Annotated in this window: 23 protein-coding genes; 8 read left to right on the forward strand and 15 right to left on the reverse strand. The window is 68.0% G+C overall.

Annotated elements, in window-relative coordinates; translation table 11 throughout:
* Position 1: 1 nt before the first annotated feature.
* The gene (locus ACSVC7_RS20340) at positions 2-217 is read right to left on the reverse strand and encodes a hypothetical protein (protein ID WP_448206209.1); all 216 of its coding nucleotides are present in this window, start codon (positions 215-217) and stop codon (positions 2-4) included.
* Between the two features lie 205 nt (positions 218-422).
* Between ACSVC7_RS20340 and ACSVC7_RS20345 the strand changes: the two genes are divergently transcribed.
* Entirely contained in the window at positions 423-674 is a 252-nt protein-coding gene (locus ACSVC7_RS20345; protein ID WP_448206210.1) for a hypothetical protein, read from the forward strand.
* Positions 675-766: 92 nt separating this feature from the next.
* Here ACSVC7_RS20345 and ACSVC7_RS20350 read toward each other — a convergent pair whose 3' ends face one another.
* The 7 genes from ACSVC7_RS20350 to ACSVC7_RS20380 all read right to left on the reverse strand — a co-directional run bounded on the left by ACSVC7_RS20350 (position 767) and on the right by ACSVC7_RS20380 (position 7,546).
* Positions 767-1,870, reverse strand: coding sequence for a branched-chain amino acid ABC transporter substrate-binding protein (locus tag ACSVC7_RS20350; protein ID WP_448206211.1), 1,104 nt, complete (start codon positions 1,868-1,870; stop codon positions 767-769).
* A gap of 175 nt (positions 1,871-2,045) precedes the next feature.
* The gene (locus ACSVC7_RS20355; protein WP_448206212.1) at positions 2,046-2,405 is read right to left on the reverse strand and encodes a DUF6867 family protein; all 360 of its coding nucleotides are present in this window, start codon (positions 2,403-2,405) and stop codon (positions 2,046-2,048) included.
* Positions 2,405-3,115 (reverse strand): ABC transporter ATP-binding protein, encoded by a 711-nt coding sequence (locus ACSVC7_RS20360; protein WP_448206213.1) that lies wholly within the window; start codon positions 3,113-3,115, stop codon positions 2,405-2,407. Before ACSVC7_RS20360 ends, ACSVC7_RS20355 begins: the two co-directional genes overlap by 1 nt.
* A 3-nt stretch (positions 3,116-3,118) precedes the next feature.
* Entirely contained in the window at positions 3,119-4,003 is an 885-nt protein-coding gene (locus ACSVC7_RS20365; protein WP_448206214.1) for an ABC transporter ATP-binding protein, read from the reverse strand.
* The gene (gene livM, locus ACSVC7_RS20370) at positions 4,003-5,520 is read right to left on the reverse strand and encodes a high-affinity branched-chain amino acid ABC transporter permease LivM (RefSeq protein ID WP_448206215.1); all 1,518 of its coding nucleotides are present in this window, start codon (positions 5,518-5,520) and stop codon (positions 4,003-4,005) included. The genes ACSVC7_RS20365 and livM overlap by 1 nt, the downstream gene beginning before the upstream one ends.
* A gap of 4 nt (positions 5,521-5,524) precedes the next feature.
* Positions 5,525-6,430 (reverse strand): branched-chain amino acid ABC transporter permease, encoded by a 906-nt coding sequence (locus tag ACSVC7_RS20375; RefSeq protein ID WP_448206216.1) that lies wholly within the window; start codon positions 6,428-6,430, stop codon positions 5,525-5,527.
* Between the two features lie 363 nt (positions 6,431-6,793).
* Entirely contained in the window at positions 6,794-7,546 is a 753-nt protein-coding gene (locus tag ACSVC7_RS20380; protein WP_448206217.1) for a hypothetical protein, read from the reverse strand.
* A 267-nt stretch (positions 7,547-7,813) separates the two neighbouring features.
* Between ACSVC7_RS20380 and ACSVC7_RS20385 the strand changes: the two genes are divergently transcribed.
* Entirely contained in the window at positions 7,814-8,755 is a 942-nt protein-coding gene (locus tag ACSVC7_RS20385) for an ROK family protein (protein ID WP_483508569.1), read from the forward strand.
* On the opposite strand, the gene ACSVC7_RS20390 is transcribed toward ACSVC7_RS20385, so the two are convergent.
* The 4 genes from ACSVC7_RS20390 to ACSVC7_RS20405 all read right to left on the reverse strand — a co-directional run bounded on the left by ACSVC7_RS20390 (position 8,745) and on the right by ACSVC7_RS20405 (position 13,593).
* Entirely contained in the window at positions 8,745-9,278 is a 534-nt protein-coding gene (locus ACSVC7_RS20390; protein WP_448206218.1) for a hypothetical protein, read from the reverse strand. The genes ACSVC7_RS20385 and ACSVC7_RS20390 overlap by 11 nt on opposite strands.
* A 139-nt stretch (positions 9,279-9,417) precedes the next feature.
* On the reverse strand, positions 9,418-11,142 hold the full coding sequence (locus ACSVC7_RS20395) for an ArnT family glycosyltransferase (protein WP_448206219.1): 1,725 nt from the start codon (positions 11,140-11,142) through the stop codon (positions 9,418-9,420).
* Between the two features lie 8 nt (positions 11,143-11,150).
* Complete coding sequence (locus ACSVC7_RS20400) at positions 11,151-11,897, reverse strand: glycosyltransferase family 2 protein (protein WP_448206220.1); 747 nt, start codon at positions 11,895-11,897, stop codon at positions 11,151-11,153.
* 109 nt (positions 11,898-12,006) lie between these two features.
* Complete coding sequence (locus ACSVC7_RS20405) at positions 12,007-13,593, reverse strand: DegQ family serine endoprotease (protein ID WP_448206221.1); 1,587 nt, start codon at positions 13,591-13,593, stop codon at positions 12,007-12,009.
* A gap of 535 nt (positions 13,594-14,128) precedes the next feature.
* Between ACSVC7_RS20405 and ACSVC7_RS20410 the strand changes: the two genes are divergently transcribed.
* On the forward strand, positions 14,129-14,938 hold the full coding sequence (locus tag ACSVC7_RS20410) for a hypothetical protein (protein WP_448206222.1): 810 nt from the start codon (positions 14,129-14,131) through the stop codon (positions 14,936-14,938).
* A gap of 233 nt (positions 14,939-15,171) precedes the next feature.
* Entirely contained in the window at positions 15,172-15,396 is a 225-nt protein-coding gene (locus ACSVC7_RS20415; RefSeq protein WP_448206223.1) for a ChaB family protein, read from the forward strand.
* Positions 15,397-15,453: 57 nt separating this feature from the next.
* Here the strand turns inward: ACSVC7_RS20415 and ACSVC7_RS20420 are convergent, their stop codons facing one another.
* A complete protein-coding gene (locus tag ACSVC7_RS20420) occupies positions 15,454-15,900 on the reverse strand; it encodes a hemerythrin domain-containing protein (RefSeq protein WP_448206224.1) in 447 nt (148 codons plus the stop codon).
* Between the two features lie 236 nt (positions 15,901-16,136).
* Here ACSVC7_RS20420 and ACSVC7_RS20425 point away from each other — a divergent pair, with 236 nt between their 5' ends.
* Positions 16,137-17,447, forward strand: coding sequence for a pentapeptide repeat-containing protein (locus tag ACSVC7_RS20425; RefSeq protein ID WP_448206225.1), 1,311 nt, complete (start codon positions 16,137-16,139; stop codon positions 17,445-17,447).
* Positions 17,448-17,496: 49 nt separating this feature from the next.
* Here ACSVC7_RS20425 and ACSVC7_RS20430 read toward each other — a convergent pair whose 3' ends face one another.
* Positions 17,497-18,021: a MarR family winged helix-turn-helix transcriptional regulator gene (locus ACSVC7_RS20430; protein ID WP_448206226.1), complete on the reverse strand. Its 525-nt coding sequence runs from the start codon at positions 18,019-18,021 to the stop codon at positions 17,497-17,499.
* A 462-nt stretch (positions 18,022-18,483) separates the two neighbouring features.
* On the opposite strand from ACSVC7_RS20430, the gene aguB reads away from it, so the two are divergent.
* The gene (aguB, locus tag ACSVC7_RS20435; RefSeq protein ID WP_448206227.1) at positions 18,484-19,380 is read left to right on the forward strand and encodes an N-carbamoylputrescine amidase; all 897 of its coding nucleotides are present in this window, start codon (positions 18,484-18,486) and stop codon (positions 19,378-19,380) included.
* A 17-nt stretch (positions 19,381-19,397) separates the two neighbouring features.
* Here the strand turns inward: aguB and ACSVC7_RS20440 are convergent, their stop codons facing one another.
* Complete coding sequence (locus tag ACSVC7_RS20440; protein WP_448206228.1) at positions 19,398-20,063, reverse strand: putative metalloprotease CJM1_0395 family protein; 666 nt, start codon at positions 20,061-20,063, stop codon at positions 19,398-19,400.
* 225 nt (positions 20,064-20,288) lie between these two features.
* On the opposite strand from ACSVC7_RS20440, the gene ACSVC7_RS20445 reads away from it, so the two are divergent.
* Together ACSVC7_RS20445 and ACSVC7_RS20450 are read left to right on the forward strand one after the other, a co-directional pair.
* Complete coding sequence (locus ACSVC7_RS20445; protein ID WP_448206282.1) at positions 20,289-23,240, forward strand: SLBB domain-containing protein; 2,952 nt, start codon at positions 20,289-20,291, stop codon at positions 23,238-23,240.
* Positions 23,237-24,061 carry a glycosyltransferase gene (locus tag ACSVC7_RS20450; protein ID WP_448206229.1) on the forward strand — a complete coding sequence of 275 codons (825 nt, stop codon included), beginning with the start codon at positions 23,237-23,239 and terminating at the stop codon, positions 24,059-24,061. Before ACSVC7_RS20445 ends, ACSVC7_RS20450 begins: the two co-directional genes overlap by 4 nt.
* The last annotated feature ends 94 nt before the right edge of the window (positions 24,062-24,155 follow it).

Genomic DNA, 24,155 nt, shown 5'->3' on the forward strand with positions numbered 1-24,155 from the left:
CCTACCGCTGCTCCTCAACAACCAGCTCGAACTGGCTGGGATCGAGCAGCGCCGAAACCGCCAGGGTCTTCAGGGTCTTGGGGTCATCCGCACGCTGCATCTGGGCGTGCTGGGTGCCAAGCCCGTCCTTGCGGATGGCGATCACTTCCCAGATCCCGCCGCCGGGCCCCAACTTCCGATAAAACTGGCCTTCGACGACTTCGCGCTTCCTGCGCATATCCGCTCTCCAAAACCCGGGGTTCCGGAGCGCTCCTGTCATGGCCCCGGCACAGCATTCAAACACGAAAAAGGCTGGTTCTGGCGAGAGTCCGTTATGGGACAGGCGCACGGCGAAGCCTGGATGTAGCGGTGTTGCAACATCCGGGTCCGGTTTGGGGCCGGTTGTCGTGGAACATTTTGCACTGCGGGATGTTCATGCCCCCATGAAGATCGACAACGACGTGATTCTGTTCGCGACCCGCCTGGTGGAAGAACTGGGCGAGTCCGCCATCCGCATCAGCCGCGTGCGCCTTGTGGAACTGACGGCCGCCAACAACCTCAGAGCCGCCGCCTTCTGGCGCGACGTGATGCGCACCTCGGAACGTCTGCTCGCCGAGCGTCCGCTGGCCGAAACAGGCACGCCGCTGCCGCCATCGACCGTCAGCGCTCCCCTGGCCCAGAGCCTGCGCACCTGAATTTTCGATACGGAACCGAAAAAGAAAAGCCCGGCGGTCTCCCGCCGGGCTTTCTTGTGCAGGACATGCCCTCGCGAAAGGGCCGGTTCCCTTTACTTGACCTGGGCGTACTGGCCGTTGTTCCAGCGGTACCAGACGTAGGCCGGGGTGGTCACGTCGCCCTTGGCGTCGAAGCCGATCGTGCCGATCACGGTCTTGTAGGTGCCGCCCTTGTGCAGCACGTCCGCAACCTTGGCGGCGTCCGCCGAACCGGCGGTCTTCGCGGCTTCCGCCCAGATCTGCAGAGCGGCGTAGGTGTAGAGGGTGTAGCCCTCCGGCTCGTAACCGGCCTTGCGGAACTTCTCGACCGCTTCCTTGGCTTCCGGCAGTTCGCGCGGATCCGGGCCGAAGGTCATCATCGTGCCTTCGCCGGCCGGACCGGTGATAGCCCAGTACTCGTTGGTGACCAGCGCGTCGCCCGACACGATCGGGGCGTTGAGGCCCTGGTCCTTCATCTGGCGGGCCAGCAGGCCGGCCTCGGTGTGGTAACCGCCGACATAGACGACGTCGACGGCTTCCTGCTTCAGCTTCGACACCAGCGCCGAGTAGTCCTTCTCGCCCGCGGTGTAGGCCTCGTAGATCTTCTCCTTCTGGCCGCCGGCGTTCAGCGCCTTCTGCGTCTCGTCGGCCAGGCCCTTACCGTAGGCCGACTTGTCGTGCAGGATGGCGATGTTCTTGCCCTTGTAGTTCTGGAGCAAGTACTTGCCGGCGATCTGACCCTGCTGATCGTCACGGCCGCAGACGCGGAAGACGTTCTTCAGGCCCTGCTCGGTCAGCTTCGGGTTGGTCGAGGCCGGGGAGATCTGCAGGACGCCTTCCTCGGCGTAGACCTGCGAGGCCGGGATCGACGAGCCCGAGCAGAAGTGACCGGCGACCAGCTTCACGCCCTTCTTGGCGAGGTCGTTGGCGACCGCCACGGCCTGCTTCGGGTCGCAGGCGTCGTCGCCCACTTCCAGCTTCAGCTTCTGGCCCAGCACACCGCCGGCGGCGTTGATGTCCGCCACGGCCTGCTCAATGCCCTTCTTCATCTGCTCGCCGAAGGTGGCGTACTGGCCGGTGATCGGGCCGGCGGTCGCCACCGCGATGTCGGCCTTCGCCACCGAGGCGGTCAGAGCGGTCGCCGCAACCGCAACGAAGAGGGAAAGCTTGTAGTTCATGGTTTTGTTTGCTCCCTGTTATGAATTGCCTCGCGAGCCCCCTGCGGGGCCGTACCGCCGGGTGCTCCGGTAGGAGCATACCCGGCCCATCCCCTGTTCCACTATACCCTTACTGTCGCGGTGTGCGACAGCGTTGCTCGGTCGACTATCCTTTTCGGATAGGACGAGACCTCTTTTACTCGGCGAGATTCCCACCGACACGCTCGCGCCAGCCGAAGGGGCCGGAACGCTCGTACAGCCACGGATATTGCGCCACCATGCGGCGAGCCACGGCCAGTCGGTAGGCGGTCAGCGTGATGGCGCCGATCACGACGGTGTGCACCACGAATCCATAGACCGACAGCAACTGCCCGCCGAACAGGCCCCAGACCAGGAACCGGTCGCCCAGTCCGAGCAGCAGCGTGTAGGCAAGCGCCAGCGGCAGCGGCTTCCAACCTTCGGCCAGCGTCTGGCCGGTCAGGACGCCGCAGCCGCCGAACACCAGCACCGTCAGCCCCAGGAAGACGGGCAACGACGAACCGAGAATTCCGTCCATCAGTGACCTCCCTCCAGATAGGCCGACCGCACTTCCTCGTTGGCCAGCAGCTCGGCACCGGTGCCGGACATCGTCACCTTGCCGTTCACCATCACGTAGCCGCGGTGGGCGAGCTTCAGCGCGTGGAACGCGTTCTGCTCCACCATGAAGACGGTCATCTTCTGCTCGCGGTTAATGTCCTTCACCGCCTGGAAGATCTGCTTGACGACCAGCGGCGCGAGGCCGAGCGACGGTTCGTCCAGCAGCAGCAGGCGTGGCTGGCTCATCAGCGCGCGGCCGATGGCGAGCATCTGCTGCTCGCCGCCGGACATGGTGCCGGCGCGCTGGTTGATGCGCTCCTTCAGGCGCGGGAACAGGGTCAGCACCCGTTCCAGTTCGTTGGCGAAGCTGCCCGGCTTGGCGGTGATGGAACCCATCTGCAGGTTTTCCATCACACTCATGCGCGGGAAGATGCGCCGTCCTTCCGGAGACTGCGCGATGCCGCGGCGCACAATCTCGTAGGTCGGGAGACCGGTGATGTCCTCCCCCTCGAAATAGACGCGGCCCATGCGGGCGCGCGGGTTGCCGCAAATGGTCATGAGAAGCGTGGACTTGCCGGCGCCGTTGGCGCCGATCAGCGAGACGATCTCGCCGGCCCCGATCTCGATATCGACCCCCTTCAGCGCCTCAATGGCGCCGTAGAAGGTGTGGACGCCCGATACCTTCAGCATGGGTCAGACTCCCTCCCCGGCGCGCTTGGCGACATCCGGCAGGTCGGCAACGACCTCCGCCGGAAGCTCCGCCTCCTCGTCCTCGCCGAGGTAGGCGCGAATCACCGCCGGGTCGTTCTTCACGAAGGCCGGGTCGCCATCGGAGATCTTGCGGCCATAGTCCAGCACGACGACGTGGTCGGAAATGCGCATCACCACGCTCATGTCATGCTCGATCAGCAGCACGCCCGTCTTGTGGTCATCACGGATGAAGGTCAGCAGCTCGGCCAGTTCAGCCGACTCGCGCGGGTTCAGCCCGGCGGCCGGTTCGTCCAGGCAGAGCAGGACCGGCTCCGTGCACATGGCGCGGGCGATTTCCAGCCGGCGCTGGGCGCCGTACGGAAGGTTGCCGGCCGACCAATCCGCGAAGTCCAGCAGGCGCACACGGTCCAGCCAGTATTTGGCCAGATCGATGGCCGCCTTCTCCGCCTTCCGGTAACTCGGCAGGCCGAGCAGGCCGGCGATGGAGAAGCCGGACGCCTTGATCAGCTTGTTGTGCTGCGCGACGACCAAATTCTCAAGCACGCTCATGCCGCCGAACAGGCGGATGTTCTGGAAGGTGCGGGCGACGGCCGCCTTCTGCGAGATGCGGTAGCCCGGCATCCGCTCCAGCAGGAACTCCTTCCCGTCGGGGTGGCGCAGGGTCAGCCGTCCCACCGTCGGCGTGTAGAAGCCGGTGATGCAGTTGAACAGCGTCGTCTTGCCGGCACCATTGGGGCCGATGATCGCGGTGATCTCGGCGTTGTTGGCGGTGAAGGACACGTCGCTGTTGGCCACCAGACCGCCGAAGCGCATGGTCAGGTGTTCGACCGTCAGCAGGGGCGTTTTGCTCATGGAAAGGTCCGTCATCACTTCGCCCTCCCCCCGGCGATGCCCTCGCCGCCGGCCGCGGCGGTGCCGCTGGCCGGGCCGCCGGCACCCTTGCCGTTGCGGCCGTAGAGGAGAATGGTCGGGTCGCGGTGGGCGAGCAGGCCACGCGGACGCCAGAGCATGATCAGCACCATGCCCATGCCGAAGGCCAGCATGCGGTAGTCGGCCAGTTCGCGGAACGCCTCCGGCAGGCCGATGACCAGCAGGGTCGCCACGACCACGCCGATCTGGCTGCCCATGCCGCCCAGCACGACGATGGCGAGGATGATCGCCGACTCGATGAAGGTGAAGCTCTCCGGGCTGATGAAGCCCTGGCGGGTGGCGAAGAAGGAGCCGGCAATGCCGCCGAACATCGCGGCGATGGCGAAGGCGGCCAGCTTCATGTTGGTGCGGTTGATGCCCAGCGACGCGCAGGCGATGTCGTCCTCGCGCAGCGCCTCCCAGGCCCGGCCCAGCGGCAGCTTGCGGATGCGCAGCGTGAACAGGTTCACGACCAGCGCCAGCGCCAGGATCAGGTAGTAGAGGAAGACGATCCGGTGCAGGGAGTTGAACTCCAGCCCGAACAGCTCGTGGAAGGCCCGCGTGCCTTCCGGCGGGGTGCGCACGAAGTCGGCGATGCCGAAGAAGCTGGGGCGCGGGATGCCGGAGATGCCGTTAGGCCCGCCGGTGAACTGGTACCAGTTGACCAGGATGATGCGGATGATCTCGCCGAAGCCCAGCGTCACGATGGCGAAATAGTCGCCGCGCAGGCGCAGCACCGGGAAGCCCAGCAGCACGCCCGAGCAGGCCGCGAGCAGGCCGGCCAGCGGCAGGCAGAGCCAGAAGCTGAGGCCGAAATAATGGGCCAGCAGCGCGTAGCTGTAGGCGCCCACCGCGTAGAAGGCCACGTAGCCGAGGTCGAGCAGCCCGGCGAGGCCGACCACGATGTTCAGCCCCCAGCCCAGCATGATGTAGGTCAGCAGCAGGATGCCGATGTCCAGCATCTGGCGGTCGGCCAGCGGCGTCAGCGGGAAGCCCAGCGCCACGACCACCGCGATCGGGCCGAGCCAGCGCGAGGCGTGCTGCACCTTGGCGGCGATGCGGTCCATGCGCTTGTCGCGCTCGGCCTGCGTCAGCTTCGACCGGCCGGTGCGGACAGCGATGGCGGCACGGATCGCGATGATCGCGCCGCCGGCGATCAGGATGATGCGCAGCGACTCGGTCGGCATCTTGATGAAGAAGCCGGCGGCGCCAGCGGCGGCCGCAAGAAGCAGCACCAGGAACGGCTGCCCTTCGCGGATCAGGCAGAGGCCGAGGCGGCCGAGGAAGACCAGCCCGACCGCGGCCACCACCTCGTCCCAGCGGGTCTCCAGACCCAGGCCGGTGGGGCGGTCCACGGTGCGCAGGCCGACCAGCGGAACCGTGAGCAGCAGGGCGACGAATGCGGTCAGCGCCGCTTCCTTCAGGATCGCGAGCCAGTCGATGGACCGCGGCGGAGACACGGAGATCGCGGTCATGGCCTCACACCTTCTCGATTTCCGGCCGGCCGAGCAGGCCGGTGGGGCGGAAGATCAGGACGAGCACCAGAATGGTGAAGGTCGCGACGTCCTTCCATTCGCTGCCCATGTAGCCCGACCAGAACGACTCGATCAGCCCGATCACCACGCCGCCGAGCATGGCGCCCGGCAGCGAGCCGATGCCGCCGAGAACGGCCGCGGTGAAGGCCTTAACGCCGGCCAGGAAGCCGATGTAGAAGTCGATCACGCCGTAGATCAGCAGCACCATCATGCCGGCCACGGCGGCCAGCGCGGCACCCATGACGAAGGTCAGCGAGATGACGCGGTCGACGTTGACGCCCAGCAGGCCGGCCATCGTCTTGTCCTGCTCGCACGCGCGCTGGGCGCGGCCCAGCGAGGTGCGGGTGATGATCTGCGTGAAGCCGTACATCAGCGCCACCGTGATCACGATCGTCGCCAAGCGCACGTAGCTGACCGACACGGCACCGTCCATCAGGGTCAGGTTGCCCGTCAGGATCGGCTGCAGCGGCTTGCTGCGCGCGCCCTGGAGGATCTGCACGTAGTTCTGCAGGAAGATCGAGATGCCGATGGCCGAGATCAGCGGCGCCAGCTTGGGCGAGGACCGCAGTGGCCGGTAGGCGATGCGTTCCACGGTCCAGCCGTAGACGGCGGTGAACAGCATCGACGCGGCGAGCATGATGACCAGGGCCAGCGGCACCCAGGTGATCCCCAGCGCCCCGATGGCCAGGAAGGTGATCAGCGCCACGAAGGCGCCGATCATGTAAATCTCGCCGTGGGCGAAGTTGATCATGCCGATGATGCCATACACCATCGTGTAGCCGATCGCGATGAGGCCATAAATGGCACCCAGCGACAGGCCGTTGATCAACTGTTGAAGGAAATAATCCATCGTCTCACCTCGCCTCAGCGCAACGCGCAGGCATGGGCGAGCGAGACTGGCACGCTCAGTTGACCGATCACGTGAACAGCCACTCCCTGATCTGGCTTGCCCGCGCGATCGCGCGCGGCGCCAAGATTGTTGTCTACACGGAACGTTAACCCACCCGCTTTGGATGGGGCAAGAGGGCATGCCCTCACTCTATCTGCGGTAATACCAATTTTCAGCGAATTTGCAATAACGATTCAGACCGGATGCGTGATCTTTGCACTTGCAATCAACCATCACGGACGCTCTCAGCCACGAAAAAGCCCTCCCCAATAGGATGGGGAGGGCTTTTGCAACAAGCGTGCCGGTGTGGCTGACGGACGCCGATCAGCGCTTGGCGGAGGCCGCCTGGGCCTTGGCCGGGTCATTGGGCTTGCCAGGCGCCTTGGCCGTGGCCTTGCCGGTCGACTTGCCCGAGCCCGTGCGGGTGGTCGGGGCCTGGGCTACGGCGTAGTTCACATCCGGGTTGCTGACCACCTGGACGTCGCACAGCGGCTTTGATGACAACTGCATCAGACCGGCGCTTTTTTCATCGGCGGTCAGGGTGCGCAGATCGTCGGCCGTCAGTTCGTTGGCGATCTTCGACCGGTCGACGAAGGTCGCGCAGTATTGCGGCGTGCCGATCACCGCCGCGCGACGGCTGATCTCGTTCGCCAGCTCCGTCCGGTACATGTCGAACTGACGGGTCGGGTTGCCGGAGCTGTGCTTGCGGAAGTGGTCGATCATCGCCGCTTCCGAGCTGGAAACGAGCGAGCGGTTCTTGACCGTGAAGTCCTGATACAGATTGAACGGCTTCCTGTCCGGCATGACGTCTTTACAGGTCAGGCCGACCACCATCATTTCGGTGTGCATGCGGATCAGCTGCTCGGCCGCGTGCTCGGCGCGGCTGTAGCAGGCCGACGGCTTCGACGCGGCGGTCGAGGACTTGGCAGCCTTCGCGGCGGCTGGCTTGGCGCCCTTGGACGAGTCCTTCGCGGCGGCGGGCAGGGCAACGCCGGCAAGCAGCACGGCAAGGCCGGCGGCGGCGGCACGGCGCAAGGTCAGGGAAGAAAAGCGAAGAGCGGCACGCTGGCGAATCATCGTTGGTCCGGCTCCGGTGGCCATGTTGTCGGGCGAAAACTTTGCGATCCCGCCCTTTCCTTCGGTCGTTCTACAAGATCCGAACAGGGGGTCAACCCATATTGGTTGCGCCGGTCCGATTTGTCCCAGTCCCAAATCCCGGCCTTCCGCCGCGCGATTGTTGCCGGTTCCGCCGTATTTGTTGAAGCGTCGCCGCGGTTCCGGCTATGGCTCGGCGGCGTTCGGCCATTCGGTTCGCCCCAGCAAGGAAAGGCGCGGCACGGCACCATGATCCGCATCGGCATCGACCTCGGCGGCACGAAAACGGAAGGGATCGTGCTCGATCGCCAAGGAAACCAGCAGGCCCGGCATCGCGTTCCCACCCCGCGCGGGGACTATGCCGCAACGATACGCACCATCGTGGGTCTCGTGCACCGTTTGGAGGCGGATGCCGGCGGCGGGCGGGCCACCGTCGGCGTGGGCATCCCCGGAATCGTGTCCCCCGCAACGGGGCTGGTGAAGAACGCCAACTCCACCTGGCTGATCGGCAAACCCTTCGACCGCGACCTTGCGGAGGCGCTCGGCCGTCCGGTCCGGGTTGAGAACGACGCCAATTGCCTTGCCGTGTCGGAAGCGGCGGACGGGGCCGGCGCCGGCTTCGGAGTGGTGTTCGCGGCGATCCTCGGCACCGGCTGCGGAGCCGGGATCGTGATCCATGGCCGGGTCCTGTCGGGCCGCAACGCGGTCGGCGGCGAATGGGGCCACAATCCCCTGCCCTGGCCCACGGCGGCGGAGTGGCCCGGCCCTGCCTGTTATTGCGGCAAACAGGGCTGCCTGGAGACCTTCGTCTCCGGTCCGGCGGTCGCCGCCGATCATAGCCGCGCAACCGGCGAGACGCGGAGCGCGGAGGACATCGTCGCCCGCGCCGGCTTCGGTGACGCCGCCTGCCGCGCCACGCTTGACCGGCTGGTGGATCGGTTGGGGCGCGGGCTGGCGGCCATCGTCAATGTGCTGGATCCGGACGTCATCGTTCTGGGCGGGGGCCTGTCGAACGTCGCGGCGCTCTACGACGCCCTGCCCCCGGCGATCGGGCGCTGGGCTTTCTCCGACCGCATCGACACGCCGGTCCGGCGCGCCGTCCACGGCGATTCCAGCGGGGTGCGCGGCGCCGCGTGGCTCTGGCGGCCGGAGGAGCACCCGGACGCCGCGTCCCCGTCCATCAATCGTTGAAGGACTTTCCGTACTCGATGTTCATGGACGGATTGATGGTAACCTCGCGCGGCGGGGTGGTCGCCAGATCGCGGCCGGTGTTGGTGTTGGCCGGTGCGCGCCCGTCCCGCGCCGGGGGATTCAGCGAATGGGTGCGCGAGTAGGAGGACATTCGCCGGTTCCCGTCGGCCGAGGCCGGGCGGCTGTTGTCGAGCGAGGGCGGGCGAAGGCCGCCGTCCAAGGTTGGCGGGTGAAGACCACCCTCCAGGGTCGGCGCCAGCGTGGGGTCGGAGGGCGCCCGGCGGGCACTGTCGGCCCCGCGCTGCGGCAGCCCGCCGGTGCGGCCCTGCCCGTCCCGGCCCATGGCGCCCCAGTGCGACGGCCGGGCACCGGGGACGGGCTGAGCCTGCTCCATGTTGCGCATATAGGGGCCGGTCGGGACCATCTCGTCGAACACCCAGCCGGGATAGTCCTGTTTCTGCGCCTGGGCCGGCGCGGCGAACGCGAGCACCGTTAGGGTCGCAACGGTCATCGTTCGAAGCATGATGGGGCGGCCTTCCATCCGTTTGCGAGTCGAACCCGCATTCGGCCGGAAGGCCCGCCAAGGATCCAGGGTGGAGGCGGGTTACCCAGGCCGTACACCCCCGGCGCATCATCCAGGGGGGCGCCGAAGAGTCAAGGCCTCAGGGCTTCGGCGCTCCGTACAGCGTCAGTGTGATGCGCTTGCCCGTGTTGTAGTTGAAGCCCGAGAGCCGGGCGAGCGGCGTGGGCTCCATGCCCTTCAGAGTCCCGCGGAACTCGCCATCCTCGCGCGCGTCCACCAGAGCCAGCCCGCAGGCCGGGTCGGCCGCCAGCGCTTCCGCCGCGCCCGAGCCATGGGTCAGTTTCGTCGACGTGCCCAGCAGGAAGACGAGGCTCGGTTCCGAATAGCCGGCGGAGGCCACGGTGCTCGTCGGGCAGGGACGGGCCGACGCGACGGCGCGCGCCGCCTGGCGGCTGATCCAGACACCGTCGATGGCCGGCAGGACCGCCGCGTACGCGCCGGCATACAGGACGGCCGCCGCGGCGAGCCCCGCGGCGAAACCGGCTTGCTCCCGCCGCTCCGCGAACAGGCGTACGGCCAGGACGTACAGCACGACCACGACCGGCAGCATCGCGACGCCCACCGGGTTGATCCGCCCGTCCACCAGATAAGGAATGACGGCGACCGCCGCCGCGAGCGCCACGAAGCCGACGAATCCCAAACCGGTCGCAACGGCGAACAACACCCGTCGACGCTTTTCAACGGTGCGGGCGAAGTGGTCGCGCGCGGCGCAGGCGGTCAGGATGGCGATGGCCGGAAAGACCGGCAGCGTGTAGTGCAGCAGTTTGGTCGGCACCGCCTCGAACACCAGCCAGCTCGGCAGGATCCAGGCGACGCAGAAGCGCACAGCGTCGCTGCGCCGGTTTGCCCAGACCCAGGGCACGCCCAGCAGCGCCAGGAAGGACCAGGGCGCGAAGGTCACCCAGAAGGTGCCCAGGTAATAGCCGGGCGGCAGCCCCTTGCTCTCCTGCCCGCCGACCACCTTGCCGAGCATGTCGTGGCCGACGGATTCGGCGAAGAAGGCGCCCTTGGTCTTCACGGCGATGGCGACCAGCCACGGGGCGGCGATGGCGACCACGATGGCGAGCCCGGCCAGCGGGCGCAGCCGCTTCAGCCAACCCGCCTGACGGTCGAGCAGGACCAGGACCAGCGCCGTCGTGCCGGACACCAGCAGGACGATGGGTCCCTTGATGAGGATGCCGATGCCGGCGGTGATCCAGAAGGCCAGCGGCGCGCCCCAGCCGGACCGCTCCGCGCGCCGGTTCAGGTACAGGCTGGCGAGCGCCGCCTGACCGATGACCACCGTCGCCAGCAGCACCGCGTCGGTCTTGGCCATCCGCGCCTCGACCCCCAGCACGACGCAGGATGCCATCATCAGCCCGGCCAGGAAGCCGACCGTTCCGCCGAACAGGCGGGCGCCGGTCCAGGCCGTCGCCAGGACGGCGGCGACCGCACCCAGCAGCGACGGGATGCGAAAGGTCCAGATGTCCTTTCCCGCGTGCCCCGTTGCCTTGTCCACCAGCGTCGTCGCGGCGGTCTGGAGCCAGTAGATGCCGACCGGCTTCTTGTGCCGCGCCTCGTCCTGGAAGCGGATGTCGACGTAGTCGCCGCTCTCCAGCATCTGGTGGGACGCCTGGGCGAAGCGCGCCTCGTCACGGTCGAAGGGCGGCAGGTCGAAGAAGCCCGGCAGGAACAGAAGAACGCTCACCACCACCAGCAGCGCGTAGGCGAGGAGCGGCAGGCGCCCCACCCGGATGGCAGAGCGCGCCGCGCTGGCGGTTGCTCCGGAGGACGCACCGGGCGTCGTGATGACGGCGTCGCTCATGGACCGGCTCAACGCTCCTCGACGGCCGGGGACAGGGCGGTGCGCCGCTTCAGCCAATAGACGCCGAGCAGGTCGACCACGCCGATCAGCCCACGGCGCCAGTTGTTGTATTTGGACACGCCGCGCTCGCGCGGCCGGTGGTTGACCGGCAGGTAGGCGACGGGATGGCCGTGCGCCCGGAACAGCGCCGGCAGGAAGCGGTGCATCGCCCCGAAGAAGGGCAGATCGAGGAAGGCCTCGCGGCGGAACAGCTTCAGACCGCAGCCACTGTCGGTGCAGCCGTCCTGCAGGAAGGATTGGCGCACCGCGTTGGCGAATTTGGACGCCAGACGCTTCGACAGCGTGTCCTGCCGCTTCTTGCGCAGGCCGCCGACCAGAACCGGGGCGTCCGGCCCGCCCTTGGACGCGAGCGCGAACAGGTTGGGAATGTCGGCCGGATCGTTCTGGCCGTCGCCGTCCAGCGTGGCGATCCATTCCCCGCGCGCGGCCTTCACGCCGGTGCGCACGGCGGCGCTCTGGCCGGAGCGGCGCAGGTGGCGGACAAGCCGCAGACGGCCGGCGGCCACCACGGGCGCCAGCCGCGCCAGCGTGTCGTCGCTGGACCCGTCGTCGACGTAGACCACTTCGAAGGCACCGACGGGCGCCAGGGCCCGCTCGATCTCTTCAAGCAGGGGGAGGACGTTGTCGGCTTCGTTGAAAACCGGAACCACGACCGACAGCCGCACGGGCGGACGGCCCTCGGGAAGAGCGCTCACAGCAGGAATCCCATTCGCCAAACGGCCGGCAAAATACCCCCGCGGCCCGACGAACGGTAGAGGAAAAGGTAGGACCGGCCCGCGCCCGCAGGCCGATCCGGCTTATTCCTTATCCCTTCTTGTCCTCGATGGGCATGGGCACGTAGCGCAGGTCGCCGTCGCGGCTGACCAGCATCAGCACGGTCTTGCGCCCTTGCGAGCGGGCCTCCTGGACGCGCTTGTCCAACTCCTCGGGCGTCTTCACCGGTTCCTGCCCGGCCTCGACGATCACGTCGCCGGCCTCGATCCCCCGCTCGTTGGCGGGGCCGCTGTCGCCCACCTCGGTGACGACGATCCCCTCCACGTCCGGGTTGATCGAGAAGGCCTCGCGCAGGCCCGGCGTCAGCGGGGAGAGCGTCAGGCCCAGCACCTTCTTCGATTCGATGGGCGCGGCGGGGCGCGGCTCGCCGCTGGATCCGGCGGCGGCGACCTGCTGTTGCTGCTCAAGCTCGCCGACGGTGACGTTCAGCGTCTGCCGGCCGCCGTCGCGCAACACCTCCACCGGCACCTTGCGGCCGATTTCCGTCGTCGCGACAACGCGCGGCAGTTCGCGCATCTGCTCGATGGTCTTGCCGTTGAAGGTGGTGATGATGTCGCCCTGGCGCACGCCGCCCTGTCCGGCCGGGCTGTCCGGAGACACGCTGGTCACCAGCGCCCCCTTCGGGTCCTGCATGCCCAGGTTTTCGGCGATGTCCGGCGTCACGCGCTGAACCTGCACGCCCAGCCAGCCGCGCCGGACCTGTCCGTGGTCGCGCAACTGCTCGATCACCGGCCGGGCGGTGGCGGAGGGAATCGCGAAGCCGATGCCGACGGAGCCGCCGGTCGGCGAATAGATCGCCGTGTTGATGCCGATGACCTCGCCGTTCATGTTGTAGAGCGGACCGCCCGAATTGCCCCGGTTGATCGAAGCGTCGGTCTGCAGATAGTCGTCGTACGGCCCCTGCTGGATGTCGCGGGCGCGGGCGGAGAGGATGCCGGCGGTGACCGTGCCGCCCAGCCCGAACGGGTTGCCGATAGCGACCACCCAGTCGCCGATGCGGGTCTGGTCGCTGTTGCCCCAGGGGGCGGCGGTCAGGGGCTTGCGGCTTTCGACCTTCAGCAGGGCCAGATCGGTCGGCGTGTCCGATCCGACAAGCTTGGCCGGCAGCTTCGTGCCGTCGTGCAGGGTCACGGAGATCTCAGCCGCCTCCGCCACCACGTGGCCGTTGGTCACCACATAGCCGGCCGGGTCGATGATGAAGCCGGAACCGAGCGCGGTGGTCGGACGCTGCTGCTGTTGCTGGCCCCGCTGGCGGTCGCGGAACTCGCGGAAGAATTCCTCGAACGGGGAACCCGGCGGGAATTCCGGCAGATCCTGCCCGCGCGCGCCCGACTGCGGAACCGCCTGCGTGGTCGAGATGTACACGACCGCGTCGACCTGCTTTTCGGCGAGGTCGGCGAAGGTCGCCGGCGCACCCCGGCCCACCGGTCCCGGCCCCGGTGATTGCAGATTTTGGCTTTGCAGGCTTTGGGGCAGGCTTTGGGGCTGGTCCTGTGCGCCCGCGGGCGATGCGGTCGCCAACGCCGCGACGACGAGGCCCGCCTGTGCGGCGGACAACGCAAGGCTGGGCATGGCAAGGCTGGGCATGCGCCGGAAGCGATCGGGTGAATGCGCCATGAAGAACTCCGCCAATCGGACAGCACGCGCCCGCGTGGGGCCGCGTCTTTTCAACAGAACGCGTCGGAACGCATTCCGGACCATCGGGAATTTGACGGCCGGGAATTTGGCCACCGGGATTTTGAACGCGGGGATTTTGGCCACCGGGAATTTGAAAGGCGCCGGCCTTCAAAAATTCAGCCGCACCACAGCGGACTGCCTCAAAAGTCGGTTTTAAAACCGGACGCGCCGTTTTTTCCTATGCGGTTCGGGCCGACGAGGGGTCCGAAAGCGTGATGCAGGGCAAGCCATTCCCGCCTTCGGACTAGGGCTTCGCAAGTGCCGCCTAGCCGCAATTTTGCTTTGCTGCGCAAAGTTCTGCTGGTATTTTCCCATCAAGTTCCCGATATTCATCGGCACCGACAACATCGCCCGCAAGACCGGATTCGACGTTCTGCACGTGCACGCGCCCGCGTGACGTTGCGTCGGAGGCGTGCGATACGGCCCGAGCAGCTGACGAATGACTCAAAATTCACTTTGGCAACCGAGCGACATAATGAACGCAGAAACCGGGACCGAACCGGAGGCTCCGAAGAAGCGCGGAAGAATCCCTCAGTCGGCTTGGCCGCAGATTCTTGAGCGTTACCGGTCCGGCGCTACCCTGTCGGCGATCGCGCGCGAGTTCGAGTGCACGCCGAGCGCCATTTCCTACATCATCCGCAAGGCCGAAGCCGCCAACGGGACGGACGCTGGTGGCACGGACAAGGACGAGGCCGCCGAGGCTCCGACCGAGACCGCCGCCGAAGCTCCAGCTGCCGAGGCTCCGGCCATCGAATCGCCGGCTTCCGAAGCGGTGCCGGTCCAGGCCACGGTTGCCGAAGCGCCGGCTCCGGCCACGCCGGCCGCCAGCGCTCCCGCCGCTGAGCCGAAGCCGGAGCCCAAGCCGGAGCGCCGCGCCGCGTCCTCCGCGGGTGCGTCCGCGCCGACGGAAACGCTGCGCCTGAACCGGCCGGCGGAACCCCAGCCGGCGCCGCAGCCCGCCCCGGCGCCGGTGGCAGCGCCCCAGCCGACCACGGCGCAGCCCGCCGCTGCCGCTGCGGACGCTGGCCGTCCGGGCGCAAACCCACCCCCGGTGGATGCGGTGGAAGCCCGTCTGCGGGACACCGCCCGCGGTTGCCTGACCGCTTATCGCGGCTGGCGGCAGCAGCCGGGCGAAGCGTCGATCCAGGCGCTGTCCGAAGCGGTGCACGAACTGCGCAAGGCCCTGGCCCGCATCGAGATCGACATGTCGGCGAGCCGCCGTGAAGAACAGGCGCTTCGCCCCATCCCGATCCCGGCCCACCGGACCGCGCGCCGCACGCCTTAAAATCGGGTTGTTGCCGTCAGCTTGGGCTTTCGAAAAGGCCCTTCCCCGCGCACCGGGGAAGGGCCTTTTTCGTTGGGGCGCCGTTCCCATGCTCCCCTCATCCCCATGTCCTATGACCTTCCACCGAGCGCATCATCCGTTTGCGCAGGGAGAAAGCCCTACAGGCCTTCGGGAATCTTTGTTTATAATGGGGGAAAAGAACGCAAAAATAATCGCTCTGGAGGAAACGCCTAATGCCCTACCGCAGCAACACCGAACTCCCGGAATCGGTGAAGGGGCGTCTGCCGCCCCACGCGCAGGACATCTACCGGTCCGCCTTCAACCACGCGTGGCAGCAATGCCGCCTGCCGGTCTGCCGCCAAGCCATCCAGCGGGAGCAGACCGCGCACAAGGTGGCCTGGGCCGCCGTCAAGCGCCGCTACGAACCCGACGGCGAGGGCTGGAAGGCCAAGCACTGATCCGGAAAAGCGGACCGCAAAACGGCTGGTGACGAGCGCGCCGCCCGGCGGCGTCCGTCACCGTCCGCGCGCTTGGCGCAATGCACGCGCTTCGCGCGTCATCTCCGCCACCTGGGGTGGCGGCACGCGATCCCGAATCATCGGAATCAGGTCCGTCATCTCGCGCAGGCACTGCGCGTCGAACATCGCCTTCAAGCTTTCAAAATCCGTCAGCCAGTGGCCGTCAGCGTCATGCTCCGGCGCGCGGCGGGTCAGATCGACGGCCAGCTCGACCACTCGCCCATGCTGATGCCGAAGCGCCTCGGCGAGATCGCCGCCCGCGACCACGGTTGAAAGACGGGGAAAAACCACCTGCTGCAGCATGGCGCCATGGGTGTCCCAGAGGCTGACGAATTCACGCATTCCATCGCCGCGCCGGTCCCAGGCGGGTTGGGTGGCGTTGCCGACGTCGGCGAACAGTTCCCGGCCCGCTTCCTGATCACGTTCGATGATGGCGGCGATCATGCTCCCGGCCCCCGGTTGCGGCGTCCGCAGCCAAGAACCCCCGCGCCGGCCCGCTGTTCCGTGCCCCAGCCCTCTTTTCCACGGCACAGCCGGAACCGTCCGCAAATTCCCGGCAATTCGTCTTAACGCCCGGCAATTCGTCTTAACGATTGAAACAGATTATCCTATGACACTGGGCGTGCGCTGGGGAAACGACGCCCGCTCCTGGCGGGACTGGGCAGACATCGGATTGGGTCATGACGCCACATGAGTTGGTTGCCGTGCTGGAAAAGCACGAGCGCTGGCTGAAGAACAAATCGGGCGGAAACCGCGCCAACCTCACCATGGCCAACCTGGAGGGGGCGAACCTCGCCGGGGTGAACCTGACGCAAGGGAAGTTGTCCGGCGCCAATCTGGCGCATTGCGACTTGTCGAACGCGAATCTCAGCCACGCCGACCTGTTCGCCGCCCATATGACCAAGGCCGACCTGACCGGCTGCAACCTCTATCGCGCCGACCTCCGCGGTGCCCACATGCGCGGCGCCAAGATGAAGCGCGCCATCCTGAAGGAGGCGGACCTGCGCGGCGGCGCCCTGCTGTACGGTGGCAACGGCAAGGGTGGGGGCAAGGGACTCGACTTCGTGCGGGCCGACCTGACCGGCAGCGACTTCGACGACGCGATGATGGCGAACGCGAACCTGTCGGGCGCCGATCTGACCGACGTGTCGATGAACGGGGCGGATTGCGAAGGGGCGCTGATGACCGGCGCCACACTGATGCGCTCCAGCATGAAGAACTGCAATCTCGCGCGGGCCGACCTGCGGGGCAGCAACCTGTCCGGCGTGAACCTGCAGGGCGCGGTGCTGCGCGACTGCAACCTGACCGGCGCCGTGCTGGCCGGCGCCAACCTGCGCAACGCCGACCTTCAGGGCGCGAAGATGGAGGGCGCCGACCTCGCGGGGGCGGACACCACAGGGGCCAACCTCGCCCGCTCGGCCGAGAATTTCTCGATCCAGATCCAGGAATCGCTGCACAACCACTACACCTGGATCAACACCAACGGCGCCATGGGCTCGCGCGCCGACCTCAGCGGCGCGGACCTGTCGCACATCGACCTGCACGGCGTGAACCTGTCCGGCGCCAACCTGAAGGGCGTCAACCTGACCGGCGCGAAGATGCGCGATTCGCTGCTGATCATGTGCGACATTTCCGGCGCCGACCTCTCCAACAGCGACTTCACCGGCGCCATCCTGGACGGCGCGACGCTGCGCGGCACCAACCTGTCGGGCGCCCGATTCGACGGTGCCGGAATCGGTTGGGTGGACATCAAGGGACCGGACGGCAAGCCGACAGGCCGGCTGTGGGCGGCCAACCTGACGGGTTGCAATTTCTCCGGCGCGTCGCTGGTGCGCGCCAACCTGCGCGGGGCCAACCTCGCCAACTGCGACTTCTCCGCGGCCGACCTGACCGGGGCGATCCTGAGCGACGCGAACATCCGCGACGCCCGCTTCACCGGCGCGAACCTCGCGGGCGCCAGCCTTCCGCCGCCGCCGGACCTGGACGACTGATGCGCGGCAACATCCGCAACACCATCGGCGGCAACATCCCAAGGGCGCGTCAGGTGGGTTCCTCCTCAGGCTCCATCATGGCGATGGCGCTGAGGTTGGCGGACACACGGCGCAGCACGGTGACGGCGGTTGCGATGTCGCCCGGGGGAATGCCTTTGGTGGCGAGTTCGGCGATTTCGTCGGCGCAGGGAAGGATGTTCGCACGCAACGCGCGGCCCTTGGGCGTCAAGAAGATGTTCACCTTGCGCCGGTCATGAGGGTTCCGGACGCGCTGCACCAGCTCGCACCGTTCCAGATTGTTCAACGCGGTGACGGTGGTCGGCTCCATCATGCCCACGCGCTGGCTCAACTCCCGCTGGGTCAGCCCGTCCTCCTCCCACAGCGCGCGCATGAAGTACCATTGCCCCATGCTGACGCCGCGGTTGGCGATCCGGTTCTGAAGCGCCCGCGAAAAGGCCCGATGCACCTCCCGCGCGGCGTCGGACAAGTCGCCATCCGTCTTCAGCGCGATGTCGGAATCGCCGTCATCGCCGAAGACGAACCTCGCGTCCTGTCTCTTGAAACGCCCGTCCATAAAGACAATCTCTCAGCAGCCGGACGGCCTGGGGGCGCACGCGTCCCTGGCCAATCCGAACATGGATAATCAACTTCTCCGATCATAGCTTTTCGTGGAAAAATCGCAAAGGAAATGCGCACGTATATTTTACGGGCATGCAATGATATGTCGGTCCCTTTGAAGCCGAAAGGTCTATGACGCAAACAAAAAACGGCGGCGGCACCTTGCGCCGGGACCCGACACGGTTTGGCACCGGCCCGAGCGCGCGCGCCGATGACTTCATACCGCAGTATGTCCGTGGCCAAGCCGCGCATTTCCGGCGGCCATGTCTTGCCTACTGTTCGGAACCGATGACCAAATCCTTGAACGATTTGTGAAAAATCCTCGTCCGCGCGGAAGAACGGTTGCGTCGGCCGTCTTTCGAGGTCACACGTTTCGCCGCCTGCCCCCAGCACACGAGACCACAGGAGTATCGCCGCCATGCGCCCCACCACCGGACGCACCGTCACCGTTGCCGCCACCCAGATGGCCTGCAGTTGGGACCGCGAGGCCAACGTGAACGGCGTCGAGCGCCTCGTGCGCGCGGCGGCGGAGCGCGGCGCCCAAATCATCCTTCCGCAGGAACTGTTCGAGACGCCCTATTTCTGCAAGGACCAGAAGCAGGAGCTGTTCGCGCTGGCCCACCCGGTGGAGGACCATCCGGTCATCGCGCGGATGAGCGCGCTGGCACGTGAACTGTCGGTCGTGATTCCCGTCAGCTTCTTCGAGCGGGCGCGCAACGCCTACTACAACTCCCTGGCCGTGATCGACGCGGACGGAACGGTGCTGGGCGTCTACCGCAAGTCCCACATTCCCGACGGTCCCGGCTATCAGGAGAAGTTCTACTTCAGCCCCGGCGACACCGGATTCCAGGTCTACAAGACGCGCTACGCCACCATCGGCTGCGCGATCTGCTGGGACCAGTGGTTCCCGGAAACCGCCCGCGCCATGGCGCTGAAGGGGGCGGAAATCCTGTTCTACCCGACCGCCATCGGGTCGGAGCCGCAGGACTCGACCCTGGACAGCCAGGGCCATTGGACCCGCGTCATGCAGGGCCATGCCGGCGCCAACCTGATGCCGCTCGTCGCCTCCAACCGCGTCGGGCGGGAACAGGGGGAGACCTGCGCCATCACCTTCTACGGCTCCTCCTTCATCGCGGGGCCGGCGGGTGAACTGGTGGAGCAGGCCGACCGGGAAAGCGAGACGGTGCTGACCGCCTCCTTCGACCTGGACCGGATCGCGGCCCAGCGCGCCTCCTGGGGCGTGTTCCGCGACCGTCGGCCCGAGCTGTATGGGCCGCTGCTCACCCTCGACGGCGAAACTCCGGTCCGCCGCTGAGGGTCGGGCGCTGATCGTCACACCGTGATGCTGGCCCGGACGGCCTGCCGTCCGAGGCCCAGCGCCGCTCCATAAGCCGCCGCCCCGCGCGCCGCCAGCGCCGGGGCGGCGGTTCTGCTTTCGCTTCCGTTTCCGGCGTCGGCCTGACCGCCCTGCGACGTCCTGTTGCCCGGCGAATCCCCCTGCCCCGCCCCCTGCCCCGCCCCCTGCCCCGCCCCCTGCCCCGACGTCTTGCGCCGCAATTCCTGCTGCGCCTGCATCTTGGCGGCATCGGCCTGCTGGGCGACGCGCAGATCTTGGGACGACGGGTCCGAAGGAGCCAGAGCGGCCGCCTTGACCGTCTCCATCTTCCGGATGGTGGCCTGCGGGTCGCGCTCCGGGCTGGTGTCCACGGGCACCTCGCCCGCGGTGGCGTAGTTCTTCCCGTCGGGTCCACGCGTGAAGGTGAAGGAGGCCCCGCCGGCGTAAGGACCGCCGGTCGCCTGATGCGCCGCCTCGTGCTGGCGAACGCTGGTGTCGATGCGCTGGAGTTCCTGGACGCTCTGCTGCTGGCCGGAGGATTGCGTCGTCCCGGATGCCCGCCCGTCGGCTTGCGAGCCTTCCGCCCCCTGGGCACGGCCAAGCCGGCCGGCGCGCACCGGCGTCAGCCCGAACAAAGCGCTTGATGACACACCCGAAATCATGGCCCGCGAGTCCTGCGCGCTCCACGGCGATGACGATAGAATACCCCGTCCGCACCACCCGGACCAGCCGCATTTTCCCGGATGGCCGCGCGCAGCGTGAGGATTGCCTTTTGGGTAAATGCACGCAATAGTGTGTAGTGCCGGCCGTGGGCCTCCTGCCCGTGGTGCTGCGCCGAGTCTTGACATTCTATGTTTGCTGCTGCGTGCAGGATATTCGCCCGGTTGGTGCCGCTGGCGGCGCTGGTCCTATGGGTGTACGCCGCGTCGGCCGCCGAGCCGGCGCGCACGGCCCCGCACGCCCAAAATCCGCCGGTTTCGGATCGCGAAGGCGCCGCCCCAGTCCCTTCGCCCATCGAAGAGGCTTATTCCACCCGCGCCGGCACGCCCCTGCGGCAATTCGGCTACGACCAGTTCGGCGCGGGAACCGCCGCCCGCAGCGGCGCGGGAGCCGTGCAGGCGGACTACACGCTCGGGCCGGGGGACGAGCTGCTGGTGACGCTCCGCGGACTGAAGTCGTCCAGCAAGCGCTACAGCATCGACAACGCCGGCCTGCTCACGGTGGACGAGGTGCGGCCGGTCGCCGCCCAGGGGCTGACGCTGGCCGACCTGCGCGCCGAACTGACCAACGCGGTGGCGGCGACCCACCCCAACACCGACGTGTTCGTTTCGGTGACGGAGGTGCGGCGGATCGGCGTTCTGGTCACCGGCGCCGTGGCCCGTCCCGGCCGGCACGAGGTGAACGCCTTCGCCACACTGCTCGATGCCCTGTCCGCCGCCGGGGGTGTGACGCCGTCGGGATCGCTGCGCCGGATCCGCCTGTTCCGCGCCGGAGCGGCCGAAGATCCGCGACCCGTGGATCTCTACGACCTGTTCGTCACCGGGGTCGGTGCCGGCGCCGGGCTGCGCCTGCGCGACGGCGACCGTCTCTTCGTGCCTCCCCTCGGGCCGACGGTGGCGATTTCCGGTCCCGTAAACCGTCCCGGTATCTATGAGCTGCCGCCCGACCGCTCCGCGCTGTCCATCACCGAAGCGAAGGAACTGGCCGGCGGCGTGCTGCGTCCCGGCGCGCACCGCGCGCTGCGCTTCGCCATCGGCCCCAACGGCGAGGAAGTGACGGAGGAGCTGACCACGCCGACCTCCCCGCCGCTGACCGACGGCGACCTGCTGCTGCTCGCCCCCATGCGGGAGGACCGGCGGGGCGAGGTCCGGCTGGAGGGCCATGTGCTGCGCCCAGGCCCGCGCGCGCTCGCCAAGGCGCCCACCCTCGACGCGCTGGTCGCCAAGGCGGACCTGCGGCCGGACCCGTACCTTGCCTTTGCCATTCTCGGCACCACCGACCCGGCGACCCGCGCGCGCAAGCTCGTGGCGGTCGATCTGGCCGCCGTCCTGAAGGGGCGCGACCGGCGCCCGCTCTCCGAGGGCGACACGCTCACCGTGCTGGGCGCCGGGGACGTGGACTTTCTGACGTCGGAACCGGTGCTCAACCTGCTGCGCGACGTTCGAAGCCTGCCGTCCGACGCCTGCCAGGGCCTGGTCGTGCTGGCCCGCGCGCTGGCCGCGCAGCCGGACGGGCTGTTGGCACGGGGGCCGCAGGCGCGGGCGGCGGCCGAACTGACCGGCTCGCGCTCGCCCTGCCCACCGGTGTTCGACGCGATGCCGGACCTGCTGGTCTTCGCGCTGGAACATTCGGCCCTTCTGCTGGGCGGAGTCCCGCGCCCAGGATTCTACCCCTCGGCCGAGCGAAGGGTGTCCAGCGCCCTGGCCCGTGCCGCCGGAGGTCCGGAGCTTCCGGCCTATGGCGGTGCATCCGGCGGCACCCCGGCCGGTGCCGGAACCATCCTGGAACCGGACGAGCCGGTCTACGAACTGCTGGGTCACGTCCGGCGGCCCGGCGTGCGGCCCTTGAGCGGTGGCGCGACCCTGCGCGACGCGCTGGGCGGCGGCAACGCGCTGAAGCGGGACGTTTATCCGCTGCTGGGCGTGATCGAGCGGACCGACCGCAGGACGCTCGCCCGCGCGCTGATCCCCTTTTCCCCGCAGGAGGTGTCCGCCGGACGCGCCAACCGCGTGCTGGCCGACGGCGACCGTATCCACCTGTTCTCCGCCGCGCGCGTGCGCGCCCTCGTCGGAGAAACCAAGCCGCCGGCCGAAGAGGAGGCGACCCCCATCCCTCCCGCCATCGCCGCCCTGCTGAACGAGCGCATCGTCCAGGTTCGCGGCGCGGTGCGGGAGCCCGGCCCCTATCCAGTGGCCGACTCGGCCTCGCTGGACGCGCTGATCGCCGCGGCCGGCGGCCTGTCCACCACCGCCGACCCGCGCACCGTAGAGGTGACGGCCGCGACCGGGACGCGACGGCGCGTGGATCTCGCCGAAGCCGGCGCGGGGCGGCAGACGGCCGGCCCCGGCGATGCCATCCGCGTCAACCCGGTCGCCCAAGCCATGGAGTCCAAGGCCGTCACCATCACCGGGGCCGTGCGGCGGCCGGGCAGCTACGACGTCGCGCGCGGCGAGACGCTGTCGTCGTTGATCGACCGGGCCGGCGGCCTGACCGACGAGGCCTATCCCTACGGGACGGCCTTCCTGCGCGAGAGCGAACGGCAGCGGGAGCGGGCCCATTTCGCCCAGGAAGCCCGCGCGCTGGAGCAATGGATGGTCCAGGAGGTGGAAAAGGGCGAGGCCGCGCGGTCGGACGTGATCGGCCAAGCGCGCCAGCTCGCCACGCAACTGCGCGGCGTGGATCCTCTGGGCCGCATCGTGGTGGAGGCCGACCCGGCGGTCCTGCGCAGGAAGCCCGAACTGGACATCCTGCTGGAGCCGGAGGACCGAATCATCGTCCCGAAGCGCCCGCTGACCGTCGCCATCGCCGGCGAGGTGCAGCACCCCACCGCCGCGCAGTTCGTCAGCGGCAAGGCGGCGGACGACTATCTGCGGGAGGCCGGCGGGCCGACCCGCAACGCCGACACCGACCGCGCCTTCATCGTCATGCCGGACGGACGCGCGCAGCCGCTCAGCCTGTCGTCCTGGAACCACACGGTGCAGGCGATCCCGCCGGGATCGATCCTGGTCGTGCCGCGCGACCCGAAGCCCTTCGACATCATGGAATTCACCAAGAACATCGGCGGCATCCTCAGCCAGCTCGCCATCACCGCCGCGTCGGTTTCGGTGATTTCGCGATGACCTCGCGACTGGCCATCCTGACGGTCGTCCGCAACGACCTGCCCGGACTGCTCGCCACGCGCGCCAGCCTGCGCGCGCAGCGGGACCGACGTTTCGACTGGATCGTCGTGGATGGCGCCTCCACGGACGGCACGGCGGAGTGGATGGCCCAGAACGCTGGAGAGAACGCTGGGGAGTTCACTTGGTGGCGGTCGGCGCCGGACCGGGGGACCTACGACGCGATGAACCTCGCGCTGGAGGCCGCGACCGCCAGCCATGTCCTGTTCCTCAACGCCGGGGACACGCTGGCCGACCCCATGGTGACGGCACGGATCGCGGAGGCGGTTGCGGAGGCACCCGATGCGGCGCTGCTCTACGGCGATGCGCTGGAGCGTCTTTCTGACGGGCAAATCGTGGCGAAGCCCGCGCGTTCCCATCGCCGGGCGATCCTTGGCATGTTCACGCACCACCAAGCCATGGTCTACCGGCGCGGCGCCGTCGCGGGCCTTCGGTTCGACCGGCGATTCACCCTGGCCGCCGACTACGCCTTCACGCTGGACACGTTGCGCCGCGGGGTTGCCGTGCCGATTCCATTTCCCATCTGCGTCTTCGCCCCCGGCGGACAATCGCAGCGCGAAGCGGCGCGCGGACGGTGGGAGCAAGCGATCATCCGCCGCGAGCGGTTGGGCTGCGGCGTCCTGACCAACGCAATATTGCAGGGCCTGCAATGGCTGGCGATTACCCTGCGCCGGCGCATTCCCACCCTGTATACGAAACTTCGTTTCCAGACCAAAGACACATCGTTTCTTTCATCATCTCTCAGCCCTGGACAGCGCATCTAGCTGTTGATACGCACGAATAGTTGCATAGAATTTACTTTCTGAACTAACCATTTTCCCCTGGTGGTGCTCGCCGCCTCCATACTGAGGGCCCATT

It is taken from the genome of Azospirillum mesophilum, from assembly GCF_053470405.2.